Genomic DNA, 14,996 nt, shown 5'->3' on the forward strand with positions numbered 1-14,996 from the left:
AAAAAAATGTGATAAAACTTTTAAGATACACGCAAACGATTTCATACAACTCTAATTAGGGTCGACAGTCATGATCCCACAGATTTCTCAGGCACCTGGCGTCGTTCAGCTGGTGCTTAATTTTTTGCAGGCACTGGAGCAACAGGGTTTTACAGGTGATACCGCCACGAACTATGCCGACAGGCTGACGATGGCGACCGATAACAGTATCTACCAGCTTCTTCCCGATGCCGTGGTTTTCCCCCGTTCAACGGCCGACGTCGCGCTTATTGCCCGGCTGGCCACGCAGGAGCGGTTTGCCTCGCTGGTCTTCACGCCGCGTGGCGGCGGCACCGGAACCAACGGTCAGGCGCTGAACCAGGGCATCATTGTTGATATGTCGCGCTATATGAACCGCATCATTGAAATCAACTCGGAAGAGGGGTGGGTGCGGGTCGAAGCGGGCGTCATCAAAGATCAGCTTAATCAGTATCTCAAGCCGTACGGCTACTTTTTTGCCCCTGAGCTTTCCACCAGCAACCGTGCGACCCTTGGCGGGATGATTAACACGGATGCCTCCGGGCAGGGCTCGCTGGTCTACGGTAAAACTTCCGATCACGTGCTGGGCGTGCGTGCGGTGCTGCTGGGCGGCGATATTCTCGATACCCAGCCGATGCCGGTTGAACTGGCGGAAACGCTGGGCAAAGACAACACCGCCAGCGGGCGCATCTATCGTACCGTGCTGGAACGTTGCCGCGACAACCGCCAGCTTATTCTCGATAAATTCCCCAAACTGAACCGCTTCCTGACCGGGTACGATCTGCGTCACGTCTTCAACGATGACCTGACCCAGTTTGATTTAACCCGCGTGCTGACCGGCTCCGAAGGAACGCTGGCGTTTATTACCGAAGCGCGGCTGGATATCACCCGGTTGCCGAAAGTGCGCCGTCTGGTGAACGTCAAATATGACTCCTTCGACTCCGCGCTGCGCAATGCGCCGTTTATGGTGCAAGCGCAGGCGCTGTCGGTGGAAACCGTCGACTCTAAGGTGCTCAATCTGGCCCGGGAAGATATTGTCTGGCACTCCGTAAGCGACCTCATTACCGACGTGCCGGACAAAGAGATGCTCGGTCTCAACATCGTGGAATTTGCCGGCGATGATGCGGAGCTGATTGAGCGCCAGGTCACCACGCTCTGCCAGCGGCTGGACGAGCTGATTGCGCAGGGCGAAGGCGGCGTGATCGGCTGGCAGCTCTGTAACGATCTGGCCGGGATTGAGCGTATCTATGCGATGCGTAAAAAAGCCGTGGGCCTGCTCGGCAATGCGAAAGGGGCGGCGAAGCCTATTCCCTTTGCCGAAGATACCTGCGTGCCGCCCGAGCATCTGGCGGATTATATCGTTGAGTTTCGCGCCCTGCTGGACAGCCACGGCCTGAGCTATGGCATGTTCGGCCACGTCGACGCCGGGGTACTGCACGTGCGTCCGGCGCTGGACATGTGCGACCCGCAGCAGGAGATCCTGATGAAGCAGATCTCCGACGACGTGGTGGCCTTAACCGCCAAATATGGCGGTCTGCTGTGGGGAGAGCACGGGAAAGGGTTCCGCGCGGAATACAGCCCGGCATTCTTCGGCGAACAGCTCTACGCGGAATTGCGTAAGGTGAAAGCGGCGTTCGACCCGCATAACCGCCTCAACCCGGGTAAAATCTGCCCGCCTGAGGGTGTTGATGCCCCGATGCTGCAGGTGGATGCCGTCAAGCGCGGCACCTACGACAGGCAGATCCCGATTGCGGTGCGCTCGTCCTGGCGCGGCGCGATGGAGTGCAACGGCAACGGCCTGTGCTTTAACTTTGATGTGAAAAGCCCGATGTGCCCGTCGATGAAAATCACCAGCAACCGTATTCACTCGCCGAAAGGGCGGGCGACGCTGGTGCGCGAGTGGCTGCGTCTGCTGGCCGACCGCGGGGTGGATCCGCTCAAGCTGGAGCAGGAGCTGCCGGAAAAACGGGCCAGCCTGCGCTCGCTGATTGAGCGCACCCGCAACAGCTGGCATGCCAACAAGGGCGAGTATGATTTCTCCCACGAGGTGAAAGAGGCGATGTCCGGCTGTCTGGCCTGTAAAGCCTGCTCCACCCAGTGCCCGATTAAAATCGACGTGCCGGAATTCCGCTCGCGTTTCCTGCAGCTTTACCACACCCGATACCTCCGCCCGGTACGCGACCATCTGGTGGCGACGGTGGAAAGCTACGCGCCGCTGATGGCGCGTGCGCCAAAGACCTTCAACTTCTTTATCAACCAGCCGCTGGTGCGCAAGCTCTCCGAAAAACACATCGGTATGGTCGATCTGCCGCTGCTGTCGGTGCCGTCTCTGCAGCGCCAGCTCGTCGGTCACCGTTCGGCGAACATGACCCTGGAACAGCTGGAGGCGCTCGCTCCGGAGCAAAAAGCCAGTATGGTGCTGGTGGTGCAGGATCCGTTCACCAGCTACTACGATGCGCAGGTCGTGGCCGATTTCGTCCGTCTGGCGGAGAAGGTGGGTTACCAGCCGGTGGTGCTGCCGTTCTCTCCCAACGGCAAGGCGCAGCACATTAAAGGTTTCCTGAACCGATTTGCGAAGACCGCGCAGAAAACGTCTGACTTCTTAAACCGCGTGGCGCAACTCGGGATACCGATGGTTGGCGTCGATCCGGCGCTGGTGCTTTGCTATCGCGATGAATACAAGCAGACGCTGGGCGATAAGCGCGGTGATTTCAACGTCATGCTGGTGCACGAGTGGCTTCCGGTGGCGCTGGTAGATAAAGCCGTTCAGGACGTCAGCGGTGAACCGTGGTATCTGTTCGGCCACTGCACGGAAGTGACCGCGCTGCCGGGTGCCCCCGCGCAGTGGGCGTCCGTTTTTGCCCGCTTCGGGGCGAAGCTGGAGAGCGTCAACGTAGGCTGCTGCGGGATGGCCGGAACCTACGGACACGAAGTGAAAAACCACGCCAACTCGCTCGGCATCTATGAGCTGTCCTGGCATCAGGCGATGCAGCGTTTGCCGCGAAACCGCTGTCTGGCGACGGGCTACTCCTGTCGCAGCCAGGTAAAACGGGTAGAAGGTAACGGTGTGCGTCACCCATTGCAGGCTTTACTGGAGATAATTGGATGATCTGGAAACGTGCCGTGACGCTGCAGGCGCTGAACGCCATGGGCGAGGGGAATATGGTGGGGCTGCTGGATATCCAGTTCATCCGCATTGGCGACGATGAGATTGAGGCCACCATGCCCGTCGATAGTCGCACCCACCAGCCGTTTGGTTTATTGCACGGCGGGGCCTCCGTCGTGCTGGCCGAAACGCTGGGCTCGGTGGCGGGGTATCTCTGTACCGAAGGGGAGCAGAAGGTTGTCGGACTTGAGGTGAATGCTAACCACATTCGCTCGGTGCGCAGCGGGCGCGTGCGCGGTGTTTGCCGCGCGCTGCACGCCGGAAGCCGCCATCAGGTGTGGCAGATAGATATTCTCGATGAGCAGGATCGCCTGTGCTGCTCGTCGCGGCTGACCACGGCGGTTGTGTAAAGTTTTCAGATGTTTTGCCTTTGGTCAAAAACTAGCCAGTCCGTTGTGATATACTGGTCAGGTTTTGTACATAAGCGAGGACATCATGGATACTGAAATAACCCCAACACAGCTGGCAATTGAATATTTACGTCGCGATAAGAGCAACCTGTCTCCGGCGCAGTACCTGAAAAAGCTGAAACAGCTTGAGCTGGAATTTACAGATTTGCTGGCGCTCTCTTCGAATGAACTGAAAGAAGAGATCTACTTTGCCTGGCGGTTGGGCGTTCACGTCCATTGAGTACATGAGAATAAAAGGGCCGCGAGTGCGGCCTTTTTTGTGTCTGAAATTCAGTATCGGGTGGCGGTGACGCCACCCGATATTTTCCTCAGACATTGACGGCGTTGATCAGCCGCGACTTCATGGACTGATACGCCGACGCCGCAAAATCCTCCGCCCAGCGCTGGTCCTCAATCGCCTCCAGCTGCACCGCGCAGTACTTCGTTTCCGGCGTTTTGGAGATGGGATCGAGATTATCCTGGGTCAGCTCGTTGCAGGCGCCAATCCACCACTGATAGGTCATGTAGACCGCCCCGGCGTTGATACGCTCGCTAATGCTGGCGCGGGTAATCACTTTGCCGCGACGCGAGCGCACCCAGACCAGCTGGCCCTCCGCGATGCCCAGCCTTTGCGCATCGGCTGGGTTCATTTGCACCCGGCCCGGCTCATCGGCCAGGCTTTGCAGCGCGGCGCAGTTCCCGGTCATCGAGCGGCAGGAGTAGTGCCCCACTTCACGCACCGTGCACAGCACCAGCGGGAAATCCGCGTCCGGGGTTTCCGCCGGCGCGCGCCACGGGGCGGCAAAGAGCTGCCCTTTACCGGTTGGGGTGTCGAACTGATTGTCTTTGTACAGGTACGGCGTTCCCGGATGATCCAGCGTCGGGCACGGCCACTGCACGTGGCCCATCTCGCCCATTTTTTCATACGTCACGCCATAGAAGAGAGGGCACAGCTCGCGCATCTCGTCCCAGATCTGCTGGTTGGAGTCATAATGCATCGGGTAGCCCATCTCGGTGGCGAGCAGGCTGATAATCTCCCAGTCGCGCTTCACGTTGCCGCTAGCCTCAATGGCTTTGCCAAAACGCTGGAATCCGCGATCGGCACAGGTAAAGACGCCGCCGTGTTCACCCCAGGAGGTGGCAGGAAGCAGGACGTCCGCCACTTCTGCCGTTTTGGTCATAAAGATGTCCTGAACCACCACAAAGTCGAGCGCCTCAAAACCGCTGCGAACGAGACCGAGATCGGCTTCGGTCTGAAGCGGATCTTCCCCCATGATGTAGTAGGCCTTGACCTTGCCTTCCAGCGCCAGATGGGGCACCTCGGTAATGCGCGTTCCGACCCGATCGTCCATTTTATTGACGTCGATTCCCCATGCATCGGCAAACTTCTGCCTGACCGCCGGATCGGTCACATCTTGATAGCCGGGGAACATATTCGGCAGAACGCCCATATCGCAGGCGCCCTGAACGTTGTTTTGCCCGCGCACGGGACCGACGCCGACGGCAGGGCGGCCGAGGTTGCCGGTCAGCAGCGCCAGGCTGGAAAGCCCTTTGACCACATCCACGGCCTGACCAAACTGGGTCACGCCCATCCCCCACATCACGGTGGCGGAAGGGGCCGCCGCGAAGGTACGCATCGCCTGGCGAACGTCGCGGGCGGGAATGCCGGTAAGATGCTCAACCTTCTCCGGCGCATAGTCTTTCACCGTCTGGCGATAGGCCTCAAGCCCCTCGGTAAAGCGCGCCACGTAGCTTTTGTCGTAGAGCTCCTCTTCCAGCAGCACGTAGCCAAAGGCGTTTACCAGCGCCATGTTACTGCCGTTTTTCAGCTGCAGATGCTGGTCGGCGATGCGCGCCGTTTCAATGCGCCGCGGATCGCAGACGATAATTTTTGCGCCGTTTTCCCGCGCTTTCAGCACGCGTCGGGCGACGATAGGGTGGGAGTCCGCGCAGTTATAGCCAAACACCAGCAGGCATTTTGAGTTTTCAATATCGTTGATTGAGTTGCTCATCGCCCCGTTGCCGAGCGTTTCCTGTAAACCGGCCACGGAAGGGCCGTGACAGACGCGCGCGCAGCAGTCCACGTTGTTGGTGTTCAGCACCGCGCGGGCAAATTTTTGCATCACATAGTTTGTTTCATTGCCGGTTCCGCGAGAGGATCCGGTGGTCATGATCGACCGCGGCCCGTGCTGCGCTTTAATGCTGCTGAGTTTGTGCGCGGTGTAGCGGATAGCCTCTTCCCAGGTAACGGGAGTGAATGCCTCGCCTTTGCGGTAGCGGATCATCGGCTGGGTCAGGCGCGGGGTGAGCAGACGGGTATCGTTGAGGAAGTCCCAGCCGTAAAAGCCTTTCAGACACAGGGTGCCCTGGTTTGTGACGCCTTCTGCGGCTTCGGCACGGATGATGCGGTTATTTTCAACGACAAGGTTTAATTTACAGCCTGCACCGCAGTAGGGGCAGACGCTGGCGATCTTTTTCATCAATAACAGACCTGTTAAGAAATGAAGCAAAGTTGACTGGAAAACCCAGTCCCGTAAGCAGAGGTAAGCAGGAACCGTGCCAGGTTGGCTTTGCTGGTTTTACAGGGTGTTAAGCGGGGAAGGCGCGTGTCATCGTCAGGCTGTTCGTCAGTTTTGACGATGACACGAAAGCAGGATGAGGAGCCGTGAAATTACAGGTCGTCCATGGTGTGGCCCACGACAATTTCCAGCGTCTTGCGAATCACATCCGCCTGGACAACGTCACGGGTCGCTTCCAGCGTCTGAATGAGCCAGAGGATGATCGCTTTGTTGGACAGATGGCCTTCGGAGGCCAGAACACAGCGTACTGCAGTAGAAAAAATAGCGGACTCTTCAGCAAAACGATCGCCTGCATGACGGAAATATTCCGCCAGCGCACTGTCTAAAAAAGCAGAGTGGTATTCGGGTTGAAGCTGAATATTTTGTCTCATTTGTTCTCACCGTAGCTGTTAAATTGCAGTCAATGTATTTTTTTGGGGTCGGACGGTTTTCCACTTCCAAATAACGGCACTACATTGTCTCTGTTATCGTTGAGAGGTCCCTCTCTGTTCGTTCGTCCTTGCGCGGTTCTGCGACGTGTAAAGGCGATGCTGTTTGAGCCGATCTCGGCAATCACCACCGCAAGTGTCTCCCGCCGCCGGGGATCCTTTTCATGTTCTTTCATTACCCGCAGACGCTGCAGCAATCCTTCGGTTGTCACTGGCCCCCGCTCTTTCAGAAGAGAGAGAACGGCTTCACCGATAAGCGTGTCGATCAGTCGGTCTGCGTCACTGCTATTCATCACGTTACCGTTCGAAGAGCAGACCAAGCAGCATGTGGTAGTGCTCTTCCTCTTCCGGACCATCGGCCCTTTCGAGGCGGCTGAGCAGTTTGGTACAGAGCGATTTGCGATTCAGGTTTCGCCCGTCGCTGAGGATTTCGACAACCACCTGGCCCAGCGTCTCCTGCTGAGTAGGAAGCGCCGCCTTTTCGAAGTACTGTGCGATCGCTGCTGCGGAATCTGTGGCGTAACCTTTCTGCTGCATGTTTCGCTCCTGTAAAATTTTGTAATCACTAACGTTACAATTAAGGTATACACAATTCTTAAATCTGTACACTTAAAATGTACAGATTTTTAATGTTTTTAGGATATATTTTATAAATTGCTTTATTTTCAGATGGTTAATTAGTTGGTGTGAACCGGTAATGTTACAGGATATATTGTACAAAAAGGTCTGACACTGGTAAGTTGTACAGCGCAGAAAAATGTTTCATTAACTGCCGTAAATGATTGAGATGTAAATTATTTGTCAGGCAATGAATGTGCTATAAATGATACTTATCCACCTTTTTGTGGCCAAAACCCTAACCCCAGGAATCGCATGCTCACAACCATCATTTACCGCAGCCATATCTGCGAGGACGTTCCAGTGAAAGCGCTGGAAGCCATGGTCGCTGCAGCAAATAGTAAAAACCGGCAATCCAATGTCACGGGGATCCTGCTGTTTAACGGCACACATTTTTTTCAGCTGCTTGAAGGGCCAGTAGAACACGTCTCTGCTATCTATGAGCAGATCTGCAACGACCCGCGCCACCATAACGTGGTGGAGCTGATGCGCGATCACGGACCTGTCCGGCGTTTTGGCAACGTGGGCATGGAGCTTTTTGATTTGCGCCACTTCGACAGGGAAGAAGTGCTGCAGCAGGTGCTCAACAGGGGGACCACACGCTATCAGCTGACGTATAACGACCGCCCGCTGCAGTTTTTCCGCACCTTTGTCGAGGCCACGGAAAAAGCGAACTATTTTGAACTGCCGCCTGCGGATTCCTGGGAGTTCGTTCGCGAAGAAACGCGCCTGTCCGCGCAGCCCGAAGTGGTCGCGAAAGGGGCGGATTGCAGCTTTGCGTTCCAGCCGATAGTCGATCCGTTTATGCAGCAGGTCGTCTCCTGGGAGGCGCTTCTCCGCACGCCTGACGGCGGCGCACCGGGAGATTACTTTGCCAATCTGCCGCGTGACGAGGTGTACGCCTCTGATTTACACAGCAAGCAGGTGGCGCTCTCCATGGCCAGCGCGCTGGGGCTACAGGACCAGACGTTATCCCTCAACCTGCGGCCCATGACGCTGGTCAACATTCCCAACGCCGTGGATTTCCTGCTCACCGCGATTGAAGCCAATGGGTTTGTACCCGAGCAAATTGTGGTGGAGTTCACCGAGAGCGAAGCCATTTCCCGTTTTGATGAATTCACGGATTCGGTCAGGCAGTTAAAAAGCGCGGGTATCAGCGTGACGATCGATCACTTTGGCGCCGGTTTTGCCGGGCTGCAGCTGCTGGCGCAGTTCCAGCCGGACAGAATTAAGATTAATCGCGATCTGGTCGCGAACGTGCATAAAAGTGGCCCCCGACAGGCCATAATTCAGGCGATTATTAAATGCTGCTCCTCGCTTGAGATCCAGTTCTGCGCGGTAGGAGTAGAGAAGGCTGAAGAGTGGATGTGGCTGGAATCCGCCGGGATTTCCCAGTTTCAGGGACATCTTTTTGCCAGCCCGCGACACGGCGGTATTCCCGCGATTGCGTGGCCGGAGAAAAAGTTCGACTTCTGATAAAGCTGTACACATTACGGCAGAGTTAACTGTACGAATGGTAAATTTTATACAACAATGTATTAACAGGTGAAGGGAGGAGTAGCCCATTCACCTGAGCAAAATGCGGTCTTAGTTATACAAATGGTGTGTACAATCTGATAAGGTTGGTGCAGTTAGGTATGGAAGTTCTGAGCGTGAGGGAGTTAATGGCCTATTACAGTATCGGCGAAGTGGCCGAACGATGCGGTATCAACCCCGTTACGCTGCGTGCCTGGCAGCGCCGTTATGGATTGTTGAAGCCGCAGCGCAGCGAAGGGGGTCATCGTCAGTTTGACGATGAAGATATCCTCCGCATAGAAGAGATCAAGCGCCTGATGAAAAGCGGCGTCTCGGTCGGAAAAGTCAAAGCCTTGCTGGAAAACAAAGAAGTATTGACTCAGGGCAACTGGGTCTCGTTCCAGGAAGAAATGATGACCGTTCTGCGTTACGCCAGCCCGGCAAAGCTGCGCGCCAAAATGGGCGAATTCCGCCGCGATCACGCGATAGATGCGCTGATTGACAATATTATTTCTCCCGTTCGTCAGCGCATGAATCAGGATCAAAACACCGTGCGCCACATGGCGAGCCTGTTTGACGGCGTCCTGATCGAATTCGCGATTGCAAGCCTGGCGGAATCCCGCAAAAAAGCTGGTAAAGACGCGCTTCTGATTGGCTGGGAATGCGATGACCGCACCCACCTGTGGCTGGAAGCCGCGCGCCTATCGCAGAAGGGCTGGCACATTGACGTCCTGGCGGAACCTATTGATTCGCCGCGTCCTGAACTGTTCCCTGGGCAAAAAATCTTCGTCTGGACGGGGAAATCCCCAACGCCTCGCCAGCAGGAACAGCTCGACCACTGGCGTGAACAGGGGTTTGCTGTCTCATTTCATCACTGATTAACAGAGGCCTTGAGGGCCTTTTTTTGTTTTTGTCATTTTCTGTGCAAAAGCTATCTCAAAAATAGGCATTTCCGATGCATATTTTACTTTTCTCTTCCCTGTCATAAATGCCGCGACGAAATGCATTATTAATCAATGCATTGAACAAATACATCCATCCTGACTGCATCCTCTCACAGGGTCTATGCTTAATAAAAGTAGGCAAAAAGGGCGGTTTAGCCGAATGCCCCTGCTGACAGAGGGTTGAAGTGATAATCGTTATCACTAACATGGTGTTATGCCCTGATGGCTTATCAGATGAGGTGGACCTATGGAACTGCATTCAGAAACCTTTAATCCTGCCGATTTTGCCTGGCGCGGCTTAACGCTCACGCCAGCGGCGGCGGCACATATTCACGAGCTGGTAGCGAAAAAGCCCGAGATCCTTGGCGTGCGTTTAGGCGTCAAACAGACCGGCTGCGCGGGTTTCGGCTACGTGCTCGATACCGTCACCGAACCCGAGAAAGATGACCTGGTGTTCGAGACTGACGGCGCGAAGCTGTACGTCGCGCTGCAGGCCATGCCGTTTATTGACGGCACCGAAGTGGACTACGTCCGCGAAGGCTTAAACCAGTTATTCAAATTTCATAACCCGAAAGCCCAGAACGAATGCGGCTGCGGCGAAAGCTTTGGGGTATAGGCGGTACTATGTCTCGTAATACTGAAGCAACGAGTGATGTAAATACCTGGGGCGGTGGGCACCTCAACTATAAAGAGGGGTTCTTCACCCAGCTGCAGACCGATGAGCTGGCGAAAGGCATCAACGAAGATGTCGTGCGGGCGATCTCGGCGAAACGCAACGAGCCCGAGTGGATGCTGGAGTTCCGCCTGAGCGCCTTCCGCGCCTGGCTGGAGATGGAAGAACCGCACTGGCTGAAAGCGCACTACGACAAGCTGAACTATCAGGATTACAGCTACTATTCTGCGCCCTCCTGCGGCAGCTGTGACGATACCTGCGCCTCGCAGCCCGGCGCGGTGCAGCAAACCGGTGCGGAGAACAGTTTCCTCAGCAAAGAGGTGGAAGAAGCCTTTAACCAGCTTGGCGTGCCCGTGCGTGAGGGGAAAGAGGTGGCGGTGGACGCCATTTTCGACTCCGTCTCGGTGGCGACCACCTACCGCGAGAAGCTGGCAGAGCAGGGGATCATTTTCTGCTCCTTCGGCGAAGCGATTCACGATCATCCGGAACTGGTGAAAAAATACATTGGGACCGTGGTGCCTTCTAACGACAACTTCTTTGCGGCGCTCAACGCGGCGGTAGCCTCTGACGGCACCTTTATCTATGTGCCGAAAGGCGTGCGCTGCCCGATGGAGCTGTCCACCTATTTCCGCATCAATGCCGAAAAAACCGGCCAGTTCGAACGCACGATTCTGGTTGCGGATGAAGGCAGCTACGTCAGCTATATCGAAGGGTGCTCCGCCCCGGTCCGCGACAGCTACCAGCTGCACGCGGCGGTGGTGGAGGTCATCATCCACAAAGACGCCGAGGTGAAATACTCCACGGTGCAAAACTGGTTCCCGGGCGACGGCAATACCGGCGGTATCCTGAACTTCGTCACCAAGCGCGCGCTGTGCGAAGGCGAAAACAGCAAGATGTCGTGGACCCAGTCTGAAACCGGCTCTGCCATCACCTGGAAATACCCGAGCTGCATTCTGCGCGGGGATAACTCCATCGGTGAGTTTTACTCGGTGGCGCTGACCAGCGGCCATCAGCAGGCCGATACCGGCACCAAGATGATCCACATTGGTAAAAACACCAAATCAACCATCATCTCGAAAGGGATCTCTGCCGGGCATAGCCAGAACAGCTATCGCGGGCTGGTGAAAATCATGCCGACGGCCACCAATGCGAGAAACTTTACCCAGTGTGACTCGATGCTGATTGGCGCTGACTGCGGGGCGCATACCTTCCCGTACGTCGAGTGCCGTAACAACACGGCCCAGCTTGAGCACGAGGCGACGACGTCGCGGATTGGGGAAGATCAGCTCTTCTACTGCCTGCAGCGCGGGATCAGCGAAGAAGACGCCATCTCGATGATCGTTAACGGCTTCTGTAAGGACGTGTTCTCTGAACTGCCGCTGGAATTTGCCGTTGAAGCCCAGAAACTCCTCGCCATTAGTCTTGAACACAGCGTCGGTTAAGGAAAGCACATGTTAAGCATTAAAGATTTACAGGTTAGCGTAGAAGACAAAGCCATCCTGCGTGGCCTCAATTTTGACGTCAGGCCGGGCGAAGTTCACGCCATCATGGGGCCGAACGGCTCCGGGAAAAGTACGCTTTCTGCGACGCTGGCGGGGCGCGAAGATTATGAGGTAACCCACGGCTCGGTGGAGTTTAACGGCAAAGATCTGCTTGAGATGTCGCCGGAAGACCGCGCGGGAGAAGGCATCTTCATGGCCTTCCAGTACCCGGTCGAAATTCCGGGCGTCAGCAACCAATTCTTCCTGCAGACGGCGCTGAATGCGGTGCGCAAGTATCGCGGCCTGGAGGCGCTGGACCGCTTTGACTTCCAGGACCTGATGGAAGAGAAGATCAAGCTGCTGAAAATGCCGGAAGATCTGCTGACCCGTTCGGTGAACGTTGGCTTTTCCGGCGGCGAGAAAAAGCGTAACGACATTCTGCAGATGGCGGTGCTGGAGCCCGAGCTGTGCATTCTGGATGAGACCGACTCCGGTCTGGATATCGACGCCCTGAAGATTGTCGCTGACGGCGTGAATTCCCTGCGCGACGGCAAGCGTTCGTTCATTATCGTCACCCACTACCAGCGCATTCTGGACTACATCAAGCCGGATTACGTTCACGTGCTTTACCAGGGGCGTATTGTGAAATCCGGTGATTTCACGCTGGTTAAACAACTGGAGGAGCAGGGCTATGGCTGGCTTACCGAACAGCAGTAATGCGCTCCAGCAGTGGCACCGGCTGTTTGAAGCCCAGGGCGGCACGCGCTCTGAGCAGGCGCAGCAGCATCTGCAGCAGATGCTGCGTCTCGGCCTGCCGACGCGTAAGCATGAGAACTGGAAATACACCCCGCTTGATGGCCTGCTGAACGCCGAGTTTGTGTCCCGTCTGGCGCATCTCATCCCGGCGCAGCGTGACGCGCTGGCCGTAAACGTGGATGCCGTGCGCCTGGTGTTTGTCGACGGTGAGTTCCGTCCGGAGCTGAGCGACGCCCTTCAGGGGAGCGGATTTGAGATTGAGATAAACGACGATCGCCAGCCCCTTAGCGCCCCGGTTCAGCCTGAGGTTTTCCTCCACCTGACCGAGAGCCTGGCCCGAAGCGTGACGCATATCCACGTGAAGCGTAACCAGCGTCCGGCAAAACCGCTGCTGCTGATGCACATCACCCAGGGTCTGGACGGCGACGAAATCAACACCGCGCACTATCGCCACCATCTTGAGCTGGCGGAGGGGGCGGAAGCCACGGTAATCGAACATTACGTCAGCCTCAACGATATCCGGCACTTTACCGGATCGCGTCTGACGATGAACGTTGCCGCCAATGCCCAGCTTCACCACGTCAAGCTGGCGTTTGAGAATGCGCAGAGCCACCACTTTGCCCATAACGACATTGTGCTGGGTCAGGATGCCGCGGCGTACAGCCACAGCTTCCTGCTCGGTGGGTCGGTATTGCGCCACAATACCAGCACGCAGCTTAACGGTGAAAACACCACGCTGCGCATCAACAGCCTGGCGATGCCGGTTAAATCTGAAGTGTGCGACACGCGCACCTGGCTTGAGCACAACAAGGGCTACTGCAACAGCCGCCAGCTGCATAAAACTATCGTGAGTGATAAAGGGCGCGCGGTATTTAACGGACTGATTAACGTGGCGCAGCACGCCATCAAAACTGACGGGCAGATGACCAACAACAATCTGCTGTTAGGTCGCCTGGCGGAAGTGGACACCAAACCGCAGCTGGAGATCTATGCCGACGACGTGAAGTGCAGCCACGGTGCGACGGTCGGGCGCATCGACGACGAGCAGATGTTCTACCTGCGTTCCCGCGGTATCGACCAGCAGGCGGCGCAGAAAATGATTATCTATGCGTTTGCCGCCGAACTGACGGAAGCGCTGAACGATGGTCAGTTGAAACAGCAGGTGCTGGCGCGTATCGGTCAGCGTCTGCCTGGAGGCGAAGCATGAGTTTTCCCGTCGAGAAAGTACGGGCAGATTTTCCGGTTCTGACCCGTGAAGTAAACGGTCTTCCTCTGGCCTATCTGGACAGCGCGGCCAGCGCGCAGAAGCCTAACCCGGTAGTGGATGCGGAAGCCGAGTTTTATCGCCACGGCTACGCCGCCGTGCATCGCGGTATTCATACCCTGAGCGCCGAGGCGACCCAGCGTATGGAAAACGTGCGCACGCAAATTGCCGCCTTCCTCAATGCGAAATCGCCTGAAGAGCTGGTCTTCGTGCGCGGAACTACCGAAGGGATCAACCTTGTCGCTAACAGCTGGGGCAACGCGCAGGTCCACGCGGGGGATAACATCATCATCACCCAGATGGAGCACCACGCCAATATCGTGCCGTGGCAGATGCTCTGCGAGCGCGTTGGCGCGCAATTGCGGGTCATTCCGCTCAACGTTGACGGGACGCTGCAGCTTGAGCAGCTCGACGCACTGCTGGATGATAAAACGCGGCTGGTGGCGGTCACCCAGGTCTCTAACGTGCTCGGGACTGAAAACCCGGTGGCAGAGATTATCGAAAAAGCCCACCAGGCCGGCGCGAAGGTGCTGATTGACGGCGCTCAGGCGGTGATGCACCGCGCGGTTGACGTTCAGGCGCTGGACTGCGATTTCTACGTCTTTTCAGGCCACAAGCTCTATGGGCCGACCGGGATTGGCGTGCTGTACGTGAAAGAAGACATCCTGCAGGCGATGCCGCCGTGGGAAGGGGGCGGATCGATGATCGCCACCGTCAGCCTGACGGAAGGCACCACCTATGCGCGCGCGCCGTGGCGTTTTGAGGCGGGCACGCCCAATACCGGCGGGATTATCGGGCTGGGGGCGGCGGTCTCCTACGTCTCCGCGATCGGCCTTGATAGCATCCAGGAGTACGAACAGCTGCTGATGCACTATGCGCTTGCCGAGCTTGCCAGCGTGCCGGATCTAACCCTCTACGGGCCTGCCGACCGGCAAGGGGTGATCGCGTTCAATCTCGGGAAACATCACGCCTATGACGTGGGCAGTTTCCTCGATAACTACGGCGTGGCGGTCCGTACCGGGCACCACTGCGCCATGCCGCTGATGGCGTTTTACCAGGTGCCGGCAATGTGCCGCGCGTCGCTGGTGATGTACAACACAACGGAAGAGGTCGACAGGCTGGTGGCGGGGCTTAAGCGCATTCACCAGCTGCTGGGCTAACGGAG

14 protein-coding genes are annotated in these 14,996 nt (G+C 56.7%); 10 read left to right on the forward strand and 4 right to left on the reverse strand.

Annotated features, from left to right (window positions below):
• The first annotated feature begins 70 nt into the window (after positions 1-70).
• The 3 genes from ydiJ (at position 71) to NI40_RS09430 (ending at position 3,814) form a co-directional block, all read left to right on the forward strand.
• On the forward strand, positions 71-3,127 hold the full coding sequence (gene ydiJ / locus NI40_RS09420) for a D-2-hydroxyglutarate dehydrogenase YdiJ (RefSeq protein WP_039262095.1): 3,057 nt from the start codon (positions 71-73) through the stop codon (positions 3,125-3,127).
• A complete protein-coding gene (gene menI / locus NI40_RS09425) occupies positions 3,124-3,534 on the forward strand; it encodes a 1,4-dihydroxy-2-naphthoyl-CoA hydrolase (protein ID WP_023311321.1) in 411 nt (136 codons plus the stop codon). The genes ydiJ and menI overlap by 4 nt, the downstream gene beginning before the upstream one ends.
• 85 nt (positions 3,535-3,619) lie before the next feature.
• Complete coding sequence (locus tag NI40_RS09430) at positions 3,620-3,814, forward strand: YdiH family protein (RefSeq protein WP_003857766.1); 195 nt, start codon at positions 3,620-3,622, stop codon at positions 3,812-3,814.
• A gap of 88 nt (positions 3,815-3,902) precedes the next feature.
• Here NI40_RS09430 and fdhF read toward each other — a convergent pair whose 3' ends face one another.
• The 4 genes from fdhF to ycgZ all read right to left on the reverse strand — a co-directional run bounded on the left by fdhF (position 3,903) and on the right by ycgZ (position 7,117).
• The gene (gene fdhF / locus NI40_RS09435) at positions 3,903-6,053 is read right to left on the reverse strand and encodes a formate dehydrogenase subunit alpha (RefSeq protein ID WP_039262096.1); all 2,151 of its coding nucleotides are present in this window, start codon (positions 6,051-6,053) and stop codon (positions 3,903-3,905) included.
• A gap of 191 nt (positions 6,054-6,244) precedes the next feature.
• Positions 6,245-6,523, reverse strand: a complete 279-nt coding sequence (locus tag NI40_RS09440; RefSeq protein ID WP_039262102.1) for a biofilm development regulator YmgB/AriR family protein — start codon at positions 6,521-6,523, stop codon at positions 6,245-6,247.
• A 29-nt stretch (positions 6,524-6,552) separates the two neighbouring features.
• A complete protein-coding gene (locus NI40_RS09445) occupies positions 6,553-6,873 on the reverse strand; it encodes a hypothetical protein (protein ID WP_033145299.1) in 321 nt (106 codons plus the stop codon).
• Positions 6,874-6,877: 4 nt separating this feature from the next.
• The gene (gene ycgZ, locus NI40_RS09450) at positions 6,878-7,117 is read right to left on the reverse strand and encodes a regulatory protein YcgZ (RefSeq protein WP_029739771.1); all 240 of its coding nucleotides are present in this window, start codon (positions 7,115-7,117) and stop codon (positions 6,878-6,880) included.
• Positions 7,118-7,453: 336 nt separating this feature from the next.
• Here ycgZ and NI40_RS09455 point away from each other — a divergent pair, with 336 nt between their 5' ends.
• From NI40_RS09455 to sufS, 7 genes are all read left to right on the forward strand, one after another.
• Positions 7,454-8,674, forward strand: coding sequence for a diguanylate phosphodiesterase (locus NI40_RS09455; RefSeq protein WP_039262103.1), 1,221 nt, complete (start codon positions 7,454-7,456; stop codon positions 8,672-8,674).
• A gap of 188 nt (positions 8,675-8,862) precedes the next feature.
• Positions 8,863-9,591: a MerR family transcriptional regulator gene (locus NI40_RS09460; protein ID WP_033145300.1), complete on the forward strand. Its 729-nt coding sequence runs from the start codon at positions 8,863-8,865 to the stop codon at positions 9,589-9,591.
• 313 nt (positions 9,592-9,904) lie between these two features.
• Positions 9,905-10,273: a Fe-S cluster assembly scaffold SufA gene (gene sufA, locus NI40_RS09465; RefSeq protein WP_008500631.1), complete on the forward strand. Its 369-nt coding sequence runs from the start codon at positions 9,905-9,907 to the stop codon at positions 10,271-10,273.
• Positions 10,274-10,281: 8 nt separating this feature from the next.
• The gene (gene sufB, locus NI40_RS09470; RefSeq protein WP_039262105.1) at positions 10,282-11,772 is read left to right on the forward strand and encodes a Fe-S cluster assembly protein SufB; all 1,491 of its coding nucleotides are present in this window, start codon (positions 10,282-10,284) and stop codon (positions 11,770-11,772) included.
• A gap of 9 nt (positions 11,773-11,781) precedes the next feature.
• Positions 11,782-12,528 carry a Fe-S cluster assembly ATPase SufC gene (gene sufC / locus NI40_RS09475; RefSeq protein ID WP_033145303.1) on the forward strand — a complete coding sequence of 249 codons (747 nt, stop codon included), beginning with the start codon at positions 11,782-11,784 and terminating at the stop codon, positions 12,526-12,528.
• Positions 12,503-13,774 (forward strand): Fe-S cluster assembly protein SufD, encoded by a 1,272-nt coding sequence (sufD, locus tag NI40_RS09480; protein WP_039262106.1) that lies wholly within the window; start codon positions 12,503-12,505, stop codon positions 13,772-13,774. Before sufC ends, sufD begins: the two co-directional genes overlap by 26 nt.
• Complete coding sequence (gene sufS, locus NI40_RS09485; RefSeq protein WP_039262107.1) at positions 13,771-14,991, forward strand: cysteine desulfurase SufS; 1,221 nt, start codon at positions 13,771-13,773, stop codon at positions 14,989-14,991. Before sufD ends, sufS begins: the two co-directional genes overlap by 4 nt.
• The last annotated feature ends 5 nt before the right edge of the window (positions 14,992-14,996 follow it).

This window comes from Enterobacter sp. E20, from assembly GCF_000801755.2.
GTDB lineage: Bacteria > Pseudomonadota > Gammaproteobacteria > Enterobacterales > Enterobacteriaceae > Enterobacter > Enterobacter asburiae_B.

Excerpts from the sequence above, each read along its gene's own strand:
- NI40_RS09445 (WP_033145299.1), bottom strand. The coding sequence starts at position 6,873 with ATGAATAGCAGTGACGCAGACCGACTGATCGACACGCTTATCGGTGAA.
- sufA (WP_008500631.1), top strand. The coding sequence starts at position 9,905 with ATGGAACTGCATTCAGAAACCTTTAATCCTGCCGATTTTGCCTGGCGC.
- sufC (WP_033145303.1), top strand. The coding sequence starts at position 11,782 with ATGTTAAGCATTAAAGATTTACAGGTTAGCGTAGAAGACAAAGCCATC.
- menI (WP_023311321.1), top strand. The coding sequence starts at position 3,124 with ATGATCTGGAAACGTGCCGTGACGCTGCAGGCGCTGAACGCCATGGGC.
- NI40_RS09430 (WP_003857766.1), top strand. The coding sequence starts at position 3,620 with ATGGATACTGAAATAACCCCAACACAGCTGGCAATTGAATATTTACGT.
- sufD (WP_039262106.1), top strand. The coding sequence starts at position 12,503 with ATGGCTGGCTTACCGAACAGCAGTAATGCGCTCCAGCAGTGGCACCGG.
- fdhF (WP_039262096.1), bottom strand. The coding sequence starts at position 6,053 with ATGAAAAAGATCGCCAGCGTCTGCCCCTACTGCGGTGCAGGCTGTAAA.
- NI40_RS09460 (WP_033145300.1), top strand. The coding sequence starts at position 8,863 with ATGGCCTATTACAGTATCGGCGAAGTGGCCGAACGATGCGGTATCAAC.
- sufB (WP_039262105.1), top strand. The coding sequence starts at position 10,282 with ATGTCTCGTAATACTGAAGCAACGAGTGATGTAAATACCTGGGGCGGT.
- ycgZ (WP_029739771.1), bottom strand. The coding sequence starts at position 7,117 with ATGCAGCAGAAAGGTTACGCCACAGATTCCGCAGCAGCGATCGCACAG.
- NI40_RS09440 (WP_039262102.1), bottom strand. The coding sequence starts at position 6,523 with ATGAGACAAAATATTCAGCTTCAACCCGAATACCACTCTGCTTTTTTA.
- ydiJ (WP_039262095.1), top strand. The coding sequence starts at position 71 with ATGATCCCACAGATTTCTCAGGCACCTGGCGTCGTTCAGCTGGTGCTT.
- sufS (WP_039262107.1), top strand. The coding sequence starts at position 13,771 with ATGAGTTTTCCCGTCGAGAAAGTACGGGCAGATTTTCCGGTTCTGACC.
- NI40_RS09455 (WP_039262103.1), top strand. The coding sequence starts at position 7,454 with ATGCTCACAACCATCATTTACCGCAGCCATATCTGCGAGGACGTTCCA.